14 protein-coding genes are annotated in these 17,450 nt (G+C 32.5%); 6 read left to right on the top strand and 8 right to left on the bottom strand.

The window, feature by feature from the left end; genetic code table 11:
• The first annotated feature begins 211 nt into the window (after positions 1-211).
• Positions 212-517: a hypothetical protein gene (locus IW20_RS13680; protein WP_035623244.1), complete on the top strand. Its 306-nt coding sequence runs from the start codon at positions 212-214 to the stop codon at positions 515-517.
• Positions 518-696: 179 nt separating this feature from the next.
• Here IW20_RS13680 and IW20_RS13675 read toward each other — a convergent pair whose 3' ends face one another.
• The 3 genes from IW20_RS13675 to IW20_RS13665 form a co-directional block, all read right to left on the bottom strand.
• Positions 697-1,125, bottom strand: a complete 429-nt coding sequence (locus tag IW20_RS13675) for a hypothetical protein (RefSeq protein ID WP_051885764.1) — start codon at positions 1,123-1,125, stop codon at positions 697-699.
• Between the two features lie 466 nt (positions 1,126-1,591).
• Positions 1,592-3,118 (bottom strand): glycosyltransferase family 39 protein, encoded by a 1,527-nt coding sequence (locus IW20_RS13670; RefSeq protein WP_035623241.1) that lies wholly within the window; start codon positions 3,116-3,118, stop codon positions 1,592-1,594.
• A gap of 156 nt (positions 3,119-3,274) precedes the next feature.
• Positions 3,275-3,976, bottom strand: a complete 702-nt coding sequence (locus tag IW20_RS13665; protein WP_035623238.1) for a S24 family peptidase — start codon at positions 3,974-3,976, stop codon at positions 3,275-3,277.
• 258 nt (positions 3,977-4,234) lie between these two features.
• Between IW20_RS13665 and IW20_RS13660 the strand changes: the two genes are divergently transcribed.
• Positions 4,235-5,950 carry a BTB/POZ domain-containing protein gene (locus IW20_RS13660; protein ID WP_035623236.1) on the top strand — a complete coding sequence of 572 codons (1,716 nt, stop codon included), beginning with the start codon at positions 4,235-4,237 and terminating at the stop codon, positions 5,948-5,950.
• Between the two features lie 212 nt (positions 5,951-6,162).
• Here IW20_RS13660 and IW20_RS13655 read toward each other — a convergent pair whose 3' ends face one another.
• Positions 6,163-7,173, bottom strand: a complete 1,011-nt coding sequence (locus tag IW20_RS13655; RefSeq protein WP_035623388.1) for a hypothetical protein — start codon at positions 7,171-7,173, stop codon at positions 6,163-6,165.
• Positions 7,174-7,460: 287 nt separating this feature from the next.
• Here IW20_RS13655 and IW20_RS13650 point away from each other — a divergent pair, with 287 nt between their 5' ends.
• From IW20_RS13650 to IW20_RS13640, 3 genes are all read left to right on the top strand, one after another.
• Positions 7,461-8,450: a sensor histidine kinase gene (locus tag IW20_RS13650; protein ID WP_035623234.1), complete on the top strand. Its 990-nt coding sequence runs from the start codon at positions 7,461-7,463 to the stop codon at positions 8,448-8,450.
• On the top strand, positions 8,428-9,156 hold the full coding sequence (locus tag IW20_RS13645; protein WP_035623231.1) for a LytR/AlgR family response regulator transcription factor: 729 nt from the start codon (positions 8,428-8,430) through the stop codon (positions 9,154-9,156). The genes IW20_RS13650 and IW20_RS13645 overlap by 23 nt, the downstream gene beginning before the upstream one ends.
• Positions 9,157-9,350: 194 nt before the next feature.
• Complete coding sequence (locus tag IW20_RS13640; RefSeq protein WP_035623224.1) at positions 9,351-10,496, top strand: agmatine deiminase family protein; 1,146 nt, start codon at positions 9,351-9,353, stop codon at positions 10,494-10,496.
• Between the two features lie 105 nt (positions 10,497-10,601).
• On the opposite strand, the gene IW20_RS13635 is transcribed toward IW20_RS13640, so the two are convergent.
• A complete protein-coding gene (locus IW20_RS13635; protein ID WP_035623222.1) occupies positions 10,602-12,950 on the bottom strand; it encodes an arylsulfatase in 2,349 nt (782 codons plus the stop codon).
• 25 nt (positions 12,951-12,975) lie between these two features.
• Entirely contained in the window at positions 12,976-14,403 is a 1,428-nt protein-coding gene (locus tag IW20_RS13630; protein ID WP_035623221.1) for a DUF1254 domain-containing protein, read from the bottom strand.
• A gap of 360 nt (positions 14,404-14,763) precedes the next feature.
• Here IW20_RS13630 and IW20_RS13625 point away from each other — a divergent pair, with 360 nt between their 5' ends.
• On the top strand, positions 14,764-15,240 hold the full coding sequence (locus IW20_RS13625) for a GNAT family N-acetyltransferase (protein WP_035623219.1): 477 nt from the start codon (positions 14,764-14,766) through the stop codon (positions 15,238-15,240).
• A gap of 115 nt (positions 15,241-15,355) precedes the next feature.
• On the opposite strand, the gene IW20_RS13620 is transcribed toward IW20_RS13625, so the two are convergent.
• Together IW20_RS13620 and IW20_RS13615 are read right to left on the bottom strand one after the other, a co-directional pair.
• Complete coding sequence (locus tag IW20_RS13620) at positions 15,356-15,865, bottom strand: RrF2 family transcriptional regulator (RefSeq protein WP_035623214.1); 510 nt, start codon at positions 15,863-15,865, stop codon at positions 15,356-15,358.
• A gap of 263 nt (positions 15,866-16,128) precedes the next feature.
• Positions 16,129-17,355 (bottom strand): NAD(P)/FAD-dependent oxidoreductase, encoded by a 1,227-nt coding sequence (locus IW20_RS13615; RefSeq protein WP_051885762.1) that lies wholly within the window; start codon positions 17,353-17,355, stop codon positions 16,129-16,131.
• Positions 17,356-17,450: the final 95 nt, after the last annotated feature.

Below are 17,450 nucleotides of genomic sequence, written 5' to 3'. Positions count from 1 at the left end.
ATTCTTATTTATGTAGGTGAAAAGTGAGAATTTGATAGGAAGATTTTGCTTAAAACCGAGTAAATACAAGGAAAGAGAGAAGAAGCGGTTTTTAGAAAAATTTTTAAAATTATTTACGATTAAAAAGATTTTATTACTAAATTTATTTTTACAAACGATTACATAAAAAACAAGAGTAACAAAATTGTATTTAATTTAAACTGATAAAACTATGAGAGTACAATATCAAGGAGAACATAATGGGAAACCAACAACATTCGAAATAAGAATAATTGGTAATAATCTTTCTAAGTCTAGTTCTAATTATCAAATAGATTTATTGGTAGGAGATAATAAGCTACCTATAACCTCATCGATGATACATCAGAGTTTATCTAATTGTTTAAAAGATATTTACTTATTTCGCAAAGCAAATAATATAAAGTTTGATGCCAATTCTGAAAAGGTATTACCAAACTTAGTACCATACGATTTAGTATTGTACAACTATAATAAGCATGCATTGTTTATGGCTTAGGAGGAAGGGGCAAAGGTTTTTTTAAGGTTCTGAGGTACTAAGGGACAGAGGTTTTTCGGTTTGTCTATAAAAGGTTCAGAGGTTAAAGTAGAGCCTTCATTAATATAAAGAAAAACACAATATTGTTATGGAAGACAGTATTGCGTTTTTTTATGTTCAATCTAAAAAACCTTAGCATCTTAGTGTCTCAGTACCTCAGTACCTTTTTCAAAAACCTTTGAACCTTCTAAATAAACTAAGAAAACAATAACAACTATCTCGAGTATAAAATATGCTAAACCTAAGGTGGTTAGTTTATGGAAATAGTAAATTATAAGTCCCGTTGTAAGGCAACAATATAAAGCATTGGCAATTATAATTATATTTAGATAATAACGCCATTTGGTAGAAACAAACAAATAACAACACAAAGAATATGTTGCAAAAACGAGAGCTATAGCCGACAAAATATAAAGTGTTTTTTGGGGCATCCCGAAAGCATCCTGAAATCTAACCAATACAAAACCTAATAAGAAAGCAGTTAAAAAAGCACCAACACTATCCAAAAGAAAAATATTCTTAGAGTTAGAAGTAAGTTTGGTTATTGTGGAGTTTGGGTTCTTTCGCATTTTTTCTTTTTTAAGATACTAAGTTTCTAAGTATTCGCAATCTTATCATTCTGAGCGGAGTCGAAGAACGCATAAGTAGCTCGACAATCAAAGTCAAATATTATTTTAAAAGTTTTAATTCAAAGAGACAACGAACTTGATTTCATGTGCCAAAGAATTCTAATTTATTAAATTCTATCCAATTTTATCATAGCTAACGGTTTCAACCGTGTGATACGGATTACGATAATACATTGCGTTCCAACGGTTGAAACCGTTGGCTATGGTTATAGCATATTATTTGTGACTACAATCAGTTGTTGAGCTATTAGTTTGATTTATATCGTCTGAGTTTTCCTTGCATCAAATGACAAAATTGTGTTTTTATGTTCAATACAATACCTTAGCATCTTAGTTCCTCAGAATCTTTTTTAACTTCTCTAGACAAACTAAGAAACCTTTGAACCTTAGTGCCTCAGCACCTTTTTCAAAACTTTTTAGCTTTTTTAATCTCCTCAATAATTCTTTTATTAATATCAATCTTGGCGCCTGTAAATACAAAAATGGTTGTTTTGTATTCTCTGGCGTTTTTGTTTGTGATAGAATCGGCTATTGCAGCGGCCTGAAAGTATGGACCTGTTTCGGCAATTTCGTCATCATTTTCATGAAATTCCTTAACACGTATTAAGTTGTTGTATTGTATAGTTAGGTCAAACCAGTTTACATAATCGGCATTAAAGGAAACTGCTTTTATTCCTTGTTTGGTATAATAATTAATCGCTCCGGTTTGTCCGTAATTGTCACAAAGAACGAGAGTTTTCTTTTTTTCTGAATTGGGAATGGTTGCATAAACAGAGTCGGTTTTGCGAGCAAGTTCTTTCCAACCAAGCATATCGGCATAATCCTGCGGCAAATTATGGTCTTTGCCATCTTCCCATTTAAGCATGCCCAGTTTTTTATAGTTTTCGGGATGTTTTAAGATGTATTCTGGACTTTTATTTGGAAAAGACAAATTGTACATAGGAATAAAAAACAGCAACGGAATGATTACGAATACAGGTTGTAGATAACGTTTCCAGCCAGAGTTTAAAATTTGAGAAAGATAAACTGCACCAAAAGCAATGTAAATGGGATATAACCCAATGGCATAATATGCTTTGGCTTTAAAGTATAAAAAAACGATTATAGTAAAGATAAGAGAGGTAAAAAAGAATCTGTATTTACCGAAAGGTTTATAAAATAACAGCGCATATAAAGACGAAAGAATTACAAGAGAAGAACCTATAAAATAAAGGAATTGCTTTTTTAAAAAATCTATGCGATCCATATTTACCAATTGTGTTTCGGCTAGTTCTTTCATGTGATGAACCACAGGAAAATGGTTATCGTATTGCCATAAAAGATTAGGAAGAATCAATATTAATCCTACTATTAAGGCGATGTAGAGTTTTTTCTCTGCAAATATTTTTCTTTGTTTAGATAGTAATAAGGCAGGAACTAAGCCTATAAGTAGAAAGAGAATATTGTATTTGTTAAGAAAACCAAAGGCGAATGCAATCGCTCCTATATAAAGCCATTTAGGTTTTTCGGTGGTAATGTATTGAATGATGATATAGTAAAAACCAGTCCAGCATAATACATCTAAAGAGTTGGGCTGATAGAGAATATTTATTCGCAGTAATGACGAGAAAATAATACAAGTTGCGCCAAGAATTAAGGCATATAAATTTCCGTTGAGTTTCTCGATAGTTTTCCAGACAATTACAAGTGTTAAAACACCAAAAAGAGCAGGGAAGAATTTAATCCAGAAAACAGAATTTCCGAGTAATAGGATAATGCAAGAAATCCAAGAAGTAACAGGAGGAACCGATAAATATCCCCAAGCAAGATGATTTGCCTGATCCAGGTGCAAGTATTCGTCTCGTTGCAAATCATATTCGGGACTTATTAAATGGTATTGTAAAGCAAATTTTAAGATGATAAATCCGAGTAAGATTATGGTTTTCTTAGTCATGTGGTTCGTGGTCTAAATAGCTAAAATGGTTTCTGTTAATTCTTTAGCTAATATATAATTTATTTTGAATCAAGCTTAAACAGGAATGTTACAAAATGAAAAAGCTCCAGATTTCTCCGAAGCTTTGTTTATGATATAGAAATAATTATTTGTGTTTTAATGCGTAGCGTTTATTCTAACCGTTGCTTTTATCAAGGCTAAATTTTTGATGTTTTTAAAGAGAACATCTTTGGTTTGATGCTGCGGATTTTCGCTTACTAATTGTACCCAATCTTCTCCTTTATCAGATTTCTGAACCTTTTTAAGCAAAACAAACTCTTCAAGATTATCGGTGGTTAAAGAAACTAAATACATTTCGCCCCAAAAAATATTATCAGTATTGGTTTTTACTTTTTTGTACATAATAATATCTCCGCTTTTTAAAATAGGATACATACTATCGCTATTTACATAAATAGCACCATCACATTTTGGTAAACCAGGAATCGAAATATAATCTATAGGATCTTGTGTAGAATTTTTAAATAAAGAAACAATTCCAGCAGAATCTTGAATATCGTATAAGGGGACTTTCTTTAGAGGAGTTTTATTATAAACAGGATTTGGTTCCTGTATTATATTATTTCCTATTTGGGACTCCTCTTCAAAACCAACAGGCTTTAATAACATGTTTCCTCTTCCCAGTAAAAGCCATTCGGCACTAATCTCAGGATAGACATTGAGTATATGCTCTATTTTAGATACACCAATATCCCTAACCTTATCCAAAAAACCATTAGAAAGACCAGTTTCTATATAGAATTTTCTTTTGTTAATTCCTTTATATTTAATAAGTTGTAGGATTCTGTCGATAATCATTGTATATATTTATAGATTATTTACTCAATTTATTATAATATGTAGGATATACTCTATATATTTGTAACATTATAAGAAAAAGATTAACTAAAAGACAAACGTACAAAAAAAAAGAAGAAATATGCTTATGAGCCATGCATCATTAGCTGTTTGTACAAGAAATGAGTCGAAAGTATTTGATATTCATTAGTGTTTGGGTGGTTATAAGAGCAAAAGGAGTTACAAAATAGGAGTTGTTTTAACATGTAAAAGTAAATTATGGATTATCCGATTAAAATAGCACAAAGTAATCCCCATCACGAGCGATTGGAAAAAGTAATTAGAGATTTGCTTCATTTTATCGAAGCAGGAGCCGTTTATGTATCTTATAGCGCTAGTAATAATGCCGTTATTATAACATTTGTCTTAAAAGAAAACTGCTGTCAGGACGGAGATGCATTAAATGAAACAACACATAAATTCATAAAATTATATCCTGATTTTGTTTTTAAATTCATTAATTCTAATTGGGTAGATTATGGATTTAAAAAAGGAAAACTATTTTTTATACAACATTGCACTTTTAAGGAATTGGTATATTTAGAACCAGATACCAAGGTATTTTATCCAAGTACAGATACCTCAAAACAGTTAGCCAAAAAAGCCAAAAAACGATTTGATATAGACATAGAAGCCGCTGTAGTAATTTTTCGCAACGTATCTATTTATACAAGAAATAATAAGCGGGTAGAAGCTGCCTTTGCCTTGCACCAAACCTTGCGTTATATTTACATTTGTGCATCAGAGTTCCTTATGCCAGAGTTTATTAGTTCTACGTGTTTACTAATGCATTATGATTATATAATAGATTTTGCACCTACATTTAAAACCATACTTAATAAAGAAATTCAAGAAGATAAAGAGATTTTGGTAATGCTTAATACTGCTTATAATAGCATACAGCAAAATCGTAATATGGACGATATTGATACCGCATTAATTGATAAAGCCAAGGGGAAAATTGAATTAATGCAAAGAGAAATAAACAGGCTTTTTATAGAGTATATCAAATCGTGCAAACAAAAAGTAAGAGATTTAAACAATCAATCTTTTTTAGGAAGATCAATTTTTAATGATAGAATCCAGCCTAATTATATTATGGATGAGGCATTCTCTAAAATAAGTGCCGTAATTGTCGAAACCTTACAAACAAGAGCTATATATTGTTTTGGTTATGCAACAAATCATAATCAGGAATTGGGAGATAAAAACAGGAATTATAGTAGTGAACTTCCTGATTATCATTTTTATTTGTTAGTACTTAATCTTGAACATATAGAAAATGTGATTGAGTTATTGCAAACTCAGATAGAGGAAAAAATTGGAGATAAGTACAAAGTAACAATCCTTAATCATAGTGCTAGTTATTTGCGCAAGAAAAGCCACAACAAGAAATATTTTTTAGATATCGTTATAGCAAATGGACTCTTGATTTATAATAATCCTTTATATCTTGTTTATTCAAACAGTTTTGAGGTAGAAAGAAATCTAGATTTTTCGAAGAAATATTTTGAGAATCGTATGTTACTCGCGCAACAGTTTCTTAGTCTTGCACAAAATTGTTTTGTAGAAGATTCGAGTTTTATCAAAAATATACTCCATCATAAGGCGGTAGAACAAATTGCAGGAGGACTTATTTACTTATTTCTAGGATATCATTCGGGTAAGTTTTCTATGAATTATTTATTCTCTTTATTAAATTACATACAGGAAATCGAACTTCCTTTTGATTTTACAGATGAAAAAGAAACAGCAATTCATCAGCTAATGCTTGTAAATTCAGAAATGATAAAACCTGAAAACGTACAAAGTTTAACTATAGAAGGCGGAAATATTCTGGAAGAAAAGTGTGTTACGTTTTTTATGTTAGCCAAAGAAATAGCCGAAAAAGAATTTGAAAGACTAGAGAATCGTTCCGATTTTTCTACCACGTAGCTTAATCTATAAGTATAAAAAAGCAAACACAGATTGTACAAATCGCACTAAATTAACCCTTACGATTTGTGTAAATTCGTGTTTAAAATGCACAGAAAAGTAGCTATGTGAAAGAAATGTATTTCTTTTTGGTATTCTTTTTTTACACTTAAAATCTATGTTTCTATGTGTTAAAATTAATTGTATCCAACAGATATTTTTGGCTATTTATATTATTCAATAATTTTGACTTTTCGTTTTGGATGTTCTATTCTGGATCTTAAAAACTGAGGCACAAAACAAACTAAAAGATGTGCGCGTTTCCATCGATAGCATTTCTGAAAAAAGAGCATTGCAACAAACAAAAATGCAGCAGTTCCTACAGCTACCTGAAAAGGGTAGGAAAGCACATTTTCCTGCGGAATAATCATTGGTACAAGAGCAATGGCACAAGCAGGAGCAAGTGGTTTACCTACGATTTCAAAAAACAAGAAAAGACATAAAAACAGCAATAACACCGTATAAGATTGTGGTAAACCTAATGTGGTATGAAGATAATACTGAAAAAATGTTCCCAAAACGGCCGAAAATAACATTACAAAATATACTTGTACAGGACGATTACGAAAACCAGCCGATGAAGAACTAAACTCTATAAATAGTACAACTAGCGGTGGTACGATATAATATATTTTGCCAGCAGATACAGGAATTATTGCAAGGAGCAACAACCAGAAAAGCAATTTAAACCAATGTGTAAAGCTATGAGCATAACGTCCTTTTTTTGAGTTTAGAGGAATTACTTTGCGCAATTTATTTTTCTCAAGTAACCATTGTCCAGCAACGACCAAAAGGCTCATAATAAAAACAGAAATAGGATAAATCATAGAGTGAGTTCCCATTAATACAGGCAACATTGCTGCAGAAGTTATGGGAATTAATGTAGTGCGGGTTGTAATTAAGCAAAGCGAAGTAAAAACAAATGATATTACAATATTTGCCAGCAAAGGAAAGGGCGAATAACGAACTATCAGAATCCCGAAAATAGCACAAACAGTCATTAATACAATAAACATCGGTCTGCTTACAGTCCATATTTTTTTATCAATAACCCAGAAACCAAGTACTAATGCAGCCATTTCTGGAAATAGAATTTCTTTTTCTCCTAAGTATTCCGAAACTCCAACCATTAAAAAAATCATTAATAGGGCAAATACGTATCGGATTAATTTAAGTTTGTTCATTTGATTTGTATAAAGAAGCAACTATATTTTAGTAACATACAAAATTACAAAGCCTCTATTCTGGGCGCAATGGACAAATATGGATATTACCTAGACAAATATGCATGAGGTTATATTTAACAATCTATCAGGATATTTTCAGACTGTTTTTGACGAATAAGAAGAAATGAGTACTTTTAGGATAGTCTTAAATTTAGTTTTTTGGGTTAACCAATAAAAGAATCAATTAGTCGTTTACTGCCAGTGTATCTTCTAAATTATTTACTTTGCATAAAATTTAAAGTCAAATGAATAAAATTTACTACCATATTCTTTTTTGGGTATTTATCTTTTTATACGTATTTGATTATATGGCCTCATTTTACAATTTCAAAGAAAGTGTTTTGTGCTCTTCTCTTGAAGTTATATTTTTTGGTACAGAATTTTATATTAACCTATTGGTTTTGCTTCCGTTTGTTTTAAACAAAAAAGGAAAAATCGCCTATATCGCATCTCTGGTTGCCTTATTAAGTCTTAGTTTCTCTATTTATTATTTTACGGGTTTAAATGTTATTTTGTATGATGAGGATTTATTAAAGTCTTTTACATCTTTTCTTTTAAACCATTCCCTTTTTATTTTTATCTCCTATATCGTTTGGGTTTTTAATAAATATTTTACGGAGAAACAGTTGCGATTGCAATTAGAAAACGAAAAACTACAAGCCGAAATGATGTTGCTGAAATCTCAAATAAGCCCGCATTTCCTATTTAACGCACTCAATAATATTTATACATTAACAGTAATAAAAAGTGATAATGCACCAAAAATGCTTGCTACTTTGGCAGATATACTTCGTTATTTTCTTTATGAAGGCAGCAAAAAACATACGTCTTTAACATCAGAAATTGAGATAATCAATAAGTATATTCAGATTCAAAAATACCGCCAGATAGAAGGGATGGATAATATAACCTTTAATGTATCTGATGATAATTCGGTAAAACAAGTGCCGCCATTATTACTCATTACACTTATAGAAAATGCGTTTAAACACGGCGATATTATCGAAAGTAAAAGTGGATTTGTTACAATAGATTTAATAACAAACCAGAATAAGATTGAATTTACGATTGCAAATTCTTTCCAGTTTAAATCAAATAATCAAGGAATTGGATTGAACAATTTAGAGTCTCAGCTTAAAAATTTGTTTGGGAAAGAATACGATTTAAAAATTGAAAATAGCAATTCGATATATAAAGTAAGCTTAAGTTTTTATGGAAACAAAGACAGTATATAAATGTTTAATCGTCGATGACGAAACGCTAGCCCGTATATTAATACGCACACATTTGTTGCAAATTCCAGAACTAGAAGTTGTACACGAATGCTCATCTGCAATTGAAGCCGACAAATACCTAAAAACACATAAAGTCGATTTGGTTTTTCTAGATATTCAGATGCAGCATCTATCAGGAATAGACTTTTTAAAATCATTGCAAAATCCGCCGAAAGTAATTTTTACAACAGCTTATTCCGAATTTGCATTGGATGGATATGAATTAAATATTGTAGATTATTTACTAAAACCAATAACCTTTGAACGCTTTTATAAAGCTGCAACCAGAGCATTAGAATTATTGAATTTAGAGAATGATACCAAAGATGTTACCGAAGCCACTTTTGTAGATAAATCGATAGTTATAAAATCAAGCCATCAGCATATTAAAATACTTCTGGCAGATATTTTGTACATAGAAGGACTTCATAAATATGTGAAAATTGTTACGGAGAAAAAAAATTACACGACTTTAATTGCTTTAACAGCAATGGAAGAGGAACTTTCGAAACAAGTTTTTTATCGCTGCCATCGTTCCTTTATTGTAAACCTAAATAAGGTAGAGTTAATAGATGGTAATCAGGCAATTATTACCAGTCATAAAGTACCAATTAGCAAACTAAATAAGCAAGAATTTCTAACCAAATTGGGTAAGAAAATTGACTAAAAAATAAGCAAAACAAACTTTCTGTACCCAAAACAATCCATTTGGGAGAAAAAAAATAAATAAGGGTTTAATAAGTATTCTATTTGTCGAATAATTATTAAACCCTTTCTCGTATTTGTCAATGATTTTTGACCTAAAAATAAAGAAGGAATGATAGTTATACTAAAGAGTATAAATAATTTAAAAACAAAAAAATGAAAAATAAAGCAATCTTAACTATGACTTTTGCAATTATAATTTCGGCTTGCGATAGTGCTGATCTTGATGCAACAACATCTAAACCAGATCCAACTAAGCCACTTACTTCTGTTCTTTATACGATGCCAGAAGAATCTTCGACTCATGAAGGAACTTGGTTACAATGGCCTCATCAATATGAGTATGGAGTAAGTTATCGTAATAGTCTGGATGCAACATGGGTTGCGATGACTAAAGCATTAGAGTCTACAGAAAAAGTTCATATTATAGCGTATGATACAACAGAAAAAGCAAGAATAGAAAAACTTCTGGCAACAGTAGGAGTACCATTAACCAATGTTGATTTTAAAATACACCAAACAAACGACGTTTGGGTTAGAGATAATGGTCCTATTTTTGCCAAAAGCCAATCAGGTCAGATCGTACTTCAGGACTGGGGATTTAATGGATGGGGAGAAAAATTTGGTTATGAAAAATGCGATGCAATTCCATCATTTATAGCATCACAAATTGGTATGACAGCAATAAAAGTTCCTATGGTAAACGAAGGTGGAGCTGTAGAACTAGATGGTAATGGCGTATTAATGGCTACAAAAAGTGCTGTTTTGAGTCAGAAAAATAGATCTACCAGAAATTACGGTATGACACAAGCCCAAGCAGAAGCTAATTTTACGAAGTATTATGGTGCTACAAAATTTATTTGGTTAGAAGGAGGATTTAGTAAAGATGATGTAACCGATATGCATATTGACGGAATTGCAAAGTTTGTTCCTGGTAATAAATTGGTAACCATGAATAATGATGATTTGCTAGATTGGGGATTAAAACAAAGTGATATCAATTTATTGTATAATGCTTCTAACAAAAATAATCAGGCTTACACCAAAGTATATTTGCCATTATCGCAAAACGATGTAGTAACTACAAACGGAACCGATTTAGGATTTAAAGGATGTTACATTAACTTTTATATAGCCAACGGAAAGGTATTAGTACCTAACTATAATGATCCTAATGATGCTGTGGCAAATGGTATTATTGCAGGTTTGTTTCCGGGAAGAAAAGTTATAGGAATCGATGTTAGAAATTTATATAAAAACGGAGGAATGGTGCATTGTGTAACGCAACAACAACCGAAATAATACAAACAAATAAAGCCTGAAAAATTAAGTTTTCAGGCTTTATTATTTTATCTTTTACTTTGAGATTAATATGAGTAAATCGATTGTTGTAAATTATAGATTATATTATTTTAAATCTAAAATTACTTTATCAAGTTTTCCTGAAAATTTGAAAGGCATTTTATAGTCAAAATCCACAGGAGCACCTCTATCTATACCTACGTCAATACCATCAAAAGAAGAAAATGCTACAGGAACAGTTTTTTCTAAATGTCCCTTTCCAATTTCTTTTCCATCATCATATAACTTTATAGTAGCTCCTTTGCCTAATCCACCTCCATCATAAATAAATTCGACTTTTAGTTTATGTTTTCCTTTACTTAAATCTTGTGTTGAAGTAATTTTAGAGCGATCGGTAAAATTATTATAGCTAAAAACTAGTTTATTATTTTGTATATACCAGCCAAATCCAGCAGTATAGCCGCCAATTGTAAACAACATTCCTTCTGCACCTGATTGTGGAATTTCTAAATCCGCAGTTAATGAAAACGAAGTACTTGCTAGGTGTGGCGCTGAGCCTTCCATAATTCCACCAGTTCCAGCACTGTATTGTATCGAATTGATACCCCGTGTAGGATTTGGTATTTCATCAGGTTTAATGCGTGCTGCCAAAGGTCTTGTGTCTACAGGTAATACATGGTTTTTGGCAGCCTCTGCCCACCATAATTCTTGCATTTGTTTTAGTTTGTCAGGCATTTTTGTAGCAAGATTGTTCGCTTCCGAAAAATCTTCATCAATATTATATAACTCCCAAATTGTTTCATCTGCATTTACTATTTTAGTAGAAGGAGCCCAAGGGATATTGGCAATCGACGCTGCAACCCAACCATCTTGATAAATGGCTCGATTGGCATAAATTTCAAAATATTGTATTTTGTGTTGTTCTTTTGCTTTAGCATCGTTAAAGGTATAAGCCATACTAACACCTTCTATTGGGTCTTGTACAATTCCGTTTAATTCTGTTGGAGGTGTAATTCCTGTAACCTCATATATGGTAGGAACTATGTCGATAACATGATGAAATTGAGAACGTAATCCACCATTACTTTTTATTTTAGAGGGCCATGATATGATTAAAGGGTTTCTTGTTCCACCAAAATGCGAAGCTACTTGCTTTGTCCATTGAAAAGGTGTATTCATTGCCCAAGCCCAACCAACGGGGAAATGATTATGTAAGGTTGGCCCACCAATTTCATCAATTTTATCTAAAGCAGATTTAAATGGCATTTCAAATCCATTGTAATAACTAACTTCATCAATAGTTCCATTTAATCCACCCTCTGCACTAGAACCATTATCTCCTACGATATAAAATACAAGTGTATTATTCCAGTCAGGTTTTGAACGAAGGTTATCTAGAAAACGTCCCATTTCGTAATCCGTATGTGCAGTAAAACCTGCAAAAACTTCCATCATTCTTGATGCCACCTTTTTTTGATCAGGAGAAAGAGTATTCCAAGCTGGTATTTCTTTAGGTCTCGGCGTAAGTTTTGCATTTTGAGGTACAACACCCAATTTTTTTTGTCTTTCAAAGGTCAATTCTCTGTATTTATCCCAGCCATCATCAAATTTACCTTTAAATTTATCAATCCATTCTTTTGGAGCGTGATGTGGAGCGTGAGTAGCACCTGGAGCCAAATACAAAAAGTAAGGTGCACCGGGAACGGCCTCTACATTATCAACCCATTGTATGGCATGATTTACTAAATCAGTTGTTAGATGATAATTAGGGTCTGCTGGCATTGATACAATATTATGATTTTCATAAAGCATTGGGTTATATTGGCTTGTTTGCCCTCCCATAAAACCATAGAAAAAGTCAAATCCCCAAGCGTTTGGCCAATTATTAAAAGGTCCTCGCGGATTTATTTCCCAAGGAGGTGTATTATGATTTTTTCCTATCCATGCCGTTGCATATCCATTTTGTCGTAAAACTTCGGCAATCATACCTGTACGCTTTGGTATTATTGAAGTATAACCTTCATATCCAGTTGCAGATTCTGCAATACCGCCAGTTGCTGCTACATGATGATTTCGCCCTGTAAGTAATGCTGCTCGGGTTGGAGAACAAATTGCGGTGGTATGAAAACGATTATAGCGTAATCCTTCTGCAGCTAATTTATCAAGTTCAGGAGTTGGTGTTGCTCCACCAAAGGTTCCGAATTGTCCAAAACCAGCGTCATCAATTAGGATAATAACAATATTTGGAGCACCTTTTGGTGCAGTAACCAATTTTGGAAACTGAGATGGATCAGAATCTAGATATGTTCTTCCAACAGTCCCTTTAAATTGAAAATCTGGTCTTGGTAATTTTTCAGGGGACTGGTTTTTTGGAGTTACCTCTAAGTTCTGGGCTTGTAATAAATTTGAAAAAGAAATTAAGAATAAAGCAAATAATGAATATAAATTTTTCATATAACTCAATTTAGGTTTCTTAAAATTATTGCTTTTTTACGCTCGGTATTTTCCAGCTTCCTTTTGTCATTTCTTCTTTTGGCCAGTAAACGCGAAGCAATAAATTAAAAGGAGTTTTTGGCGCCGGTAGCCAATTGTTCTCTTTATCCTTTCCAGGGTTTTTGTATCCAATATAAATATCGACAGAACCATCGGCATTTTTCTTTAATGGGTTTCTGTCTCCAATTGCATAACGATTAAGCGGATTCTCATAAAAAAAGCCTGTTGGGTCATACATGGTCAAGCTCCAAAAAGCATTTGTTGGTGGAGTTTGTCCTTTATCAAAATGTAGAATGTAATTATGTTTGGAGCCATCATAAGGTTCATTATCTGAATCTACATTTGAACTAGGGTACATAGAATCTTCATCAAGATTGGCACCCCAACCGCTATATGCAACTGCAGCACGGAATTTGTAATCTGTACCATAACTACCTAAACCACGTATAACAGTCCAGCCGTTAGTTGGTTTACTTGAGCTAAAACCATTTTTATCCATTTCAGTTTTTCCCCAATTAGGTATGGTTTTTAGAGAATCTTGTACCGCTTTAGAGAATTTAGAAGCATCAAATGTTCCACCGGGAGTAATACCAATTAATGCCATTTTTTTTACAATAGCAGAGTCAGCAGTAGCGGGAGGATTACTAACTAATAGTTTATTAAAAGTATTAAAGAATTCTGTGGTAGGCATTTCTATAGCAACATCTCCAGGAGCTTTTTTAGGAACAGTAGGATCAATAACTCCTGCAGGTGGAGTATATGGTTTTCCGTATGCACTTAAAGGTGTGAGTTTATATCCGTCTTGTATTTTTTTTACGACATCTATTCCGTCTTTTGCACTGTTAACCTGAGTACGTCCTATTAGCGCAACCATATCTGTAGGTGCTTTTACTTGTTGCATACCTTTGGGTACATTACCATTCCAGCCAGCGCCAGTAATTAAGTAAGTTTGTGCCTCAGTACCAGTATTTCTTTTTCCTGGACAGAAAAATACATTCGACCAGGCATCAAGCATAGGCATGAGATAATAACGCCCATTTGTATTAGGAATCTGGAGTACGAGAGGTTCTTTTTCGAGATTCATCCATGCCATGGAGTAATACGTATCAACATTCATTCTTATAACCGTATGATCTTTTGCATCAGGAAAATGATTAGCACTTGCCAATTGATTAATTGGTGCTCTTATAGGGCCTTTGTCTACAACAATTTTGTCTGTATTTGTCATAGCTCGTTGTGTGGTGTAAAATAGTATTACAGGAAATGCATATTCATAAGCATCTTTTGCGGTTTGAATAATTTGTTCGTCAGTAAGTGTTGAACTAACATTTTCTGTAGGCGAAGTTTTTTTTGTGTTTTGATTACAGGCAACGTTCATAAGTACGAATGCCGCTAAAAGGATTTTTTTGTGCATAATATATTGTTTTAGTTGTACATATATGTTATTATCGGTAATAATAAAATCAGGAAGGATTAATGTATTTAGTCAACTTAAGTAGTAAGCAGAATTATGAGATAATCGCTTACTTATTTAATCAATAATAAAGATGCTATTAAAGAAAATTTTAGTGGTATTTGTTTGAAAATCAATGTATTTAAAGCTAATATAGGAAAAATATTAACGTAAAATGTAATCTGATTAAAGTTGAGAATAGAATTTTTTGAAATTAGATTACTTAGTTAAGCTTTTATTTCATGTAAATCCAATTCTTTAAGTTGGGATTTACGTCTTTGACAGAGGACTATTCATTACTATTTTGCATATATTTGAAATATGGATATAAATAACAAAAACATAGCGACAAGGCCAGCCACAAATGCTGATTTGCCTAAACTTTCAGGATTTTTGCAACAGCTTGTTAATGCAGAACGTCCTTTTGATCCAACATTAAAAGAAGGTGAAATATTCTATTATGATATACAAGAACTTATATTAGATGAGGTTACAGAAGTTCTGGTTGTCGAATATGATAATCAAATTATCGGATGTGGATATGCACAAATAAGAGCAGCAAAAGTTTTCCAGAAACATGAATCATTCGGATATCTTGGTTTTATGTTTGTAAGCCCAGAATTTAGAGGAAAAGGTATTAGTAATTTATTGCTTAGCGATCTTAAGAAATGGGTTTTATCTCATGGAATAACAGAAGTAAGATTGGAAGTATACGATGAGAATGAATCGGCAGTAAAAGCATACGAAAAAGCAGGCTTTAAAAAACTAACTACAACAATGCGTTGCGTTATTGGTTAGTTGTTATAATATGGTTTGACAGAATCTCAATAAAAAAAGTCCTTTAACATCAATTAATGTTTAAGGACTTTTTTGTTGCAAGAATAAGAATTTGAACTTATAACTTCAGCAAAAACTATTTAGAATCAAAGACGTTTGTCTGAAACCAGTTTTGTGTTTTATCAATCATTTCCTGTCCGTATTGTCTACGAATTGTATCATGAACCCATTGCAGGTTTTTTTCTTGTAACGATTCCTTTATCTTGTTTTCAGTCTCGATCATTGCCAGATGTATGGCGCAATATTGACCTTTTTTCCAAGGAAGATTTTCTTTGTCTAGCAATACACAATTGCCTCTGATTTCGTTACATTCAAAAAAAGATATTTCCCCTTCTACAGCTAGAACAATATCCAGAAATGTGATTTCAGATGCAGATCGGGCGAGTTTATATCCGCCTTTTACACCTATATTCGAGCGTACAACTCCTGCTTTTTTTAATTTAGTAAAAGCCTTGGCGAGATAAGATTCTGATATGTTCTGGAAATTAGCCAAATCACGTACAGTAATCGTAATTCCCTCAGGATTATCTATTAAATACACCAAGGAGTGTATTGCATATTCTACATTCTTTCCTAAAGTTGGCATACAATTAATTTTATAAAATACATAAGAATCTAGTTTTAATTCGTTGGCTGTAATTACTTAGTTTGTTCGCTTCGTTTGGGCCATAAAAAATATTAAACACATAGAAACATAGATTTTATGTATCGCAAAGGAGACAAAAAGAAATACATTTCTTTCACATAATATAACTATGTGTATTTTAAATAAGTGAAATGCCTTTTTTTAAGCAAACAAAAACTATGTTTCTATGTGTTGAAAATTACGCCAACGTGTTAGTTTCAATATTAAACAGCTTTTTCGCTAACATTAGGAACTTCAGGATAAGATTCTTCTAGTGCAGCTTTAACATCATCTGCAGGATAGATTAATTTTGTAGTAACCTCCATTTTTATAGTCTTTCCTTCCATTCCGCTGGCAACCAGTTTGCGATCCCATCCACTAGTTAGCATTCCGTCTTGCTGACCTAAATCCAAACAAGTTACATAATCTGTATATCTGTACGGTTTAAGCGGTTGCGAGAACAAGTCGTTAACTGCATTATGCCCAGCCCATTTACCAAGAAACATAGAAAACTGACAAGCCATAAGCGAACTATTTCCTTTGTCATCTACAGGAATATTAGCAACATCGCCAGCAGCGATTACATTTTGATATTCTTCTAGTTTTAGATATTCATTTACATGAAGACGTCCTAGTTTGTCTTTTTCTCCTTTAAAAAAGTTACAAAGCGAACTTGCTACTAATCCAACTGTCGAGATAACCGTTTGCGAAGGAATAAAACGACCATCGCTTAATGTAGCTCCGTTATTCTCTACAGCAGCGAGATACACACCATTTGCAACGCTAATATTTTTGGCTTTTAATGTTTCTAATACATAATCTTGTGCGTCAGGAGCATAATAGCTTCCGATTTTTTCAGACTTTTCGATAAGTACCACTTCAAATTCTATGGCATCCTGACCAAGATCGGCTAATATTTTATTTGCTTTTTCTTTGATAACCGTTGCTACTTCCAGACCTGTTAAACCGCTTCCTGCAACTACAAAAGTTGTAGCGCCATCGCCTTCAAATTTTTTATTGGCTAGTTGTATTAAGTGATCTTCTAGTTTCTGAGCACCATAAAAAGTGTCTACATTAAATGTGTTTTCGATACCAGGAATATTTATTGCTTTCAGGACACTTCCAGACGATAAAATCAGATAATCATAGCTCAGTAGTCTTGATCCGCTTTCGGTAGCTACTGTTACTTTTTTTTGTTCAGGATCTATGATTTCGGCTTTACCAATAATAAGATTAATACCTAGTGGTTTAAAATATTTGTTCAATTCGACTCTTAAACCTTCTAGAGAAACCTCGTATAATCTTGGGCGAATAGTCATATACTCATCCATATTAACTAAAGTTACCTCTAATTCATTTTCCTTTTTTAGTTCGCGACTTTGACGTATTGCGCTTAAAGCACTCCAAAAACCTGCAAACCCACCTCCGATAATTAATAGTTGTTTTTTCATTTTAATAGATAATTACGATAATAATTGTCGCAAATTACAGCAATTAAAATCATATTGTAAAATTATTCTTTCATTATTTAGTTTTAAAACATTTA

Origin of the sequence: Flavobacterium hydatis, assembly GCF_000737695.1 — a bacterium.
Classification (GTDB): Bacteria; Bacteroidota; Bacteroidia; order Flavobacteriales; family Flavobacteriaceae; genus Flavobacterium; species Flavobacterium hydatis.
The sequence above is the reverse complement of the archived record's forward strand: the minus strand, read 5'-3'. Positions and strand labels throughout refer to the sequence as shown.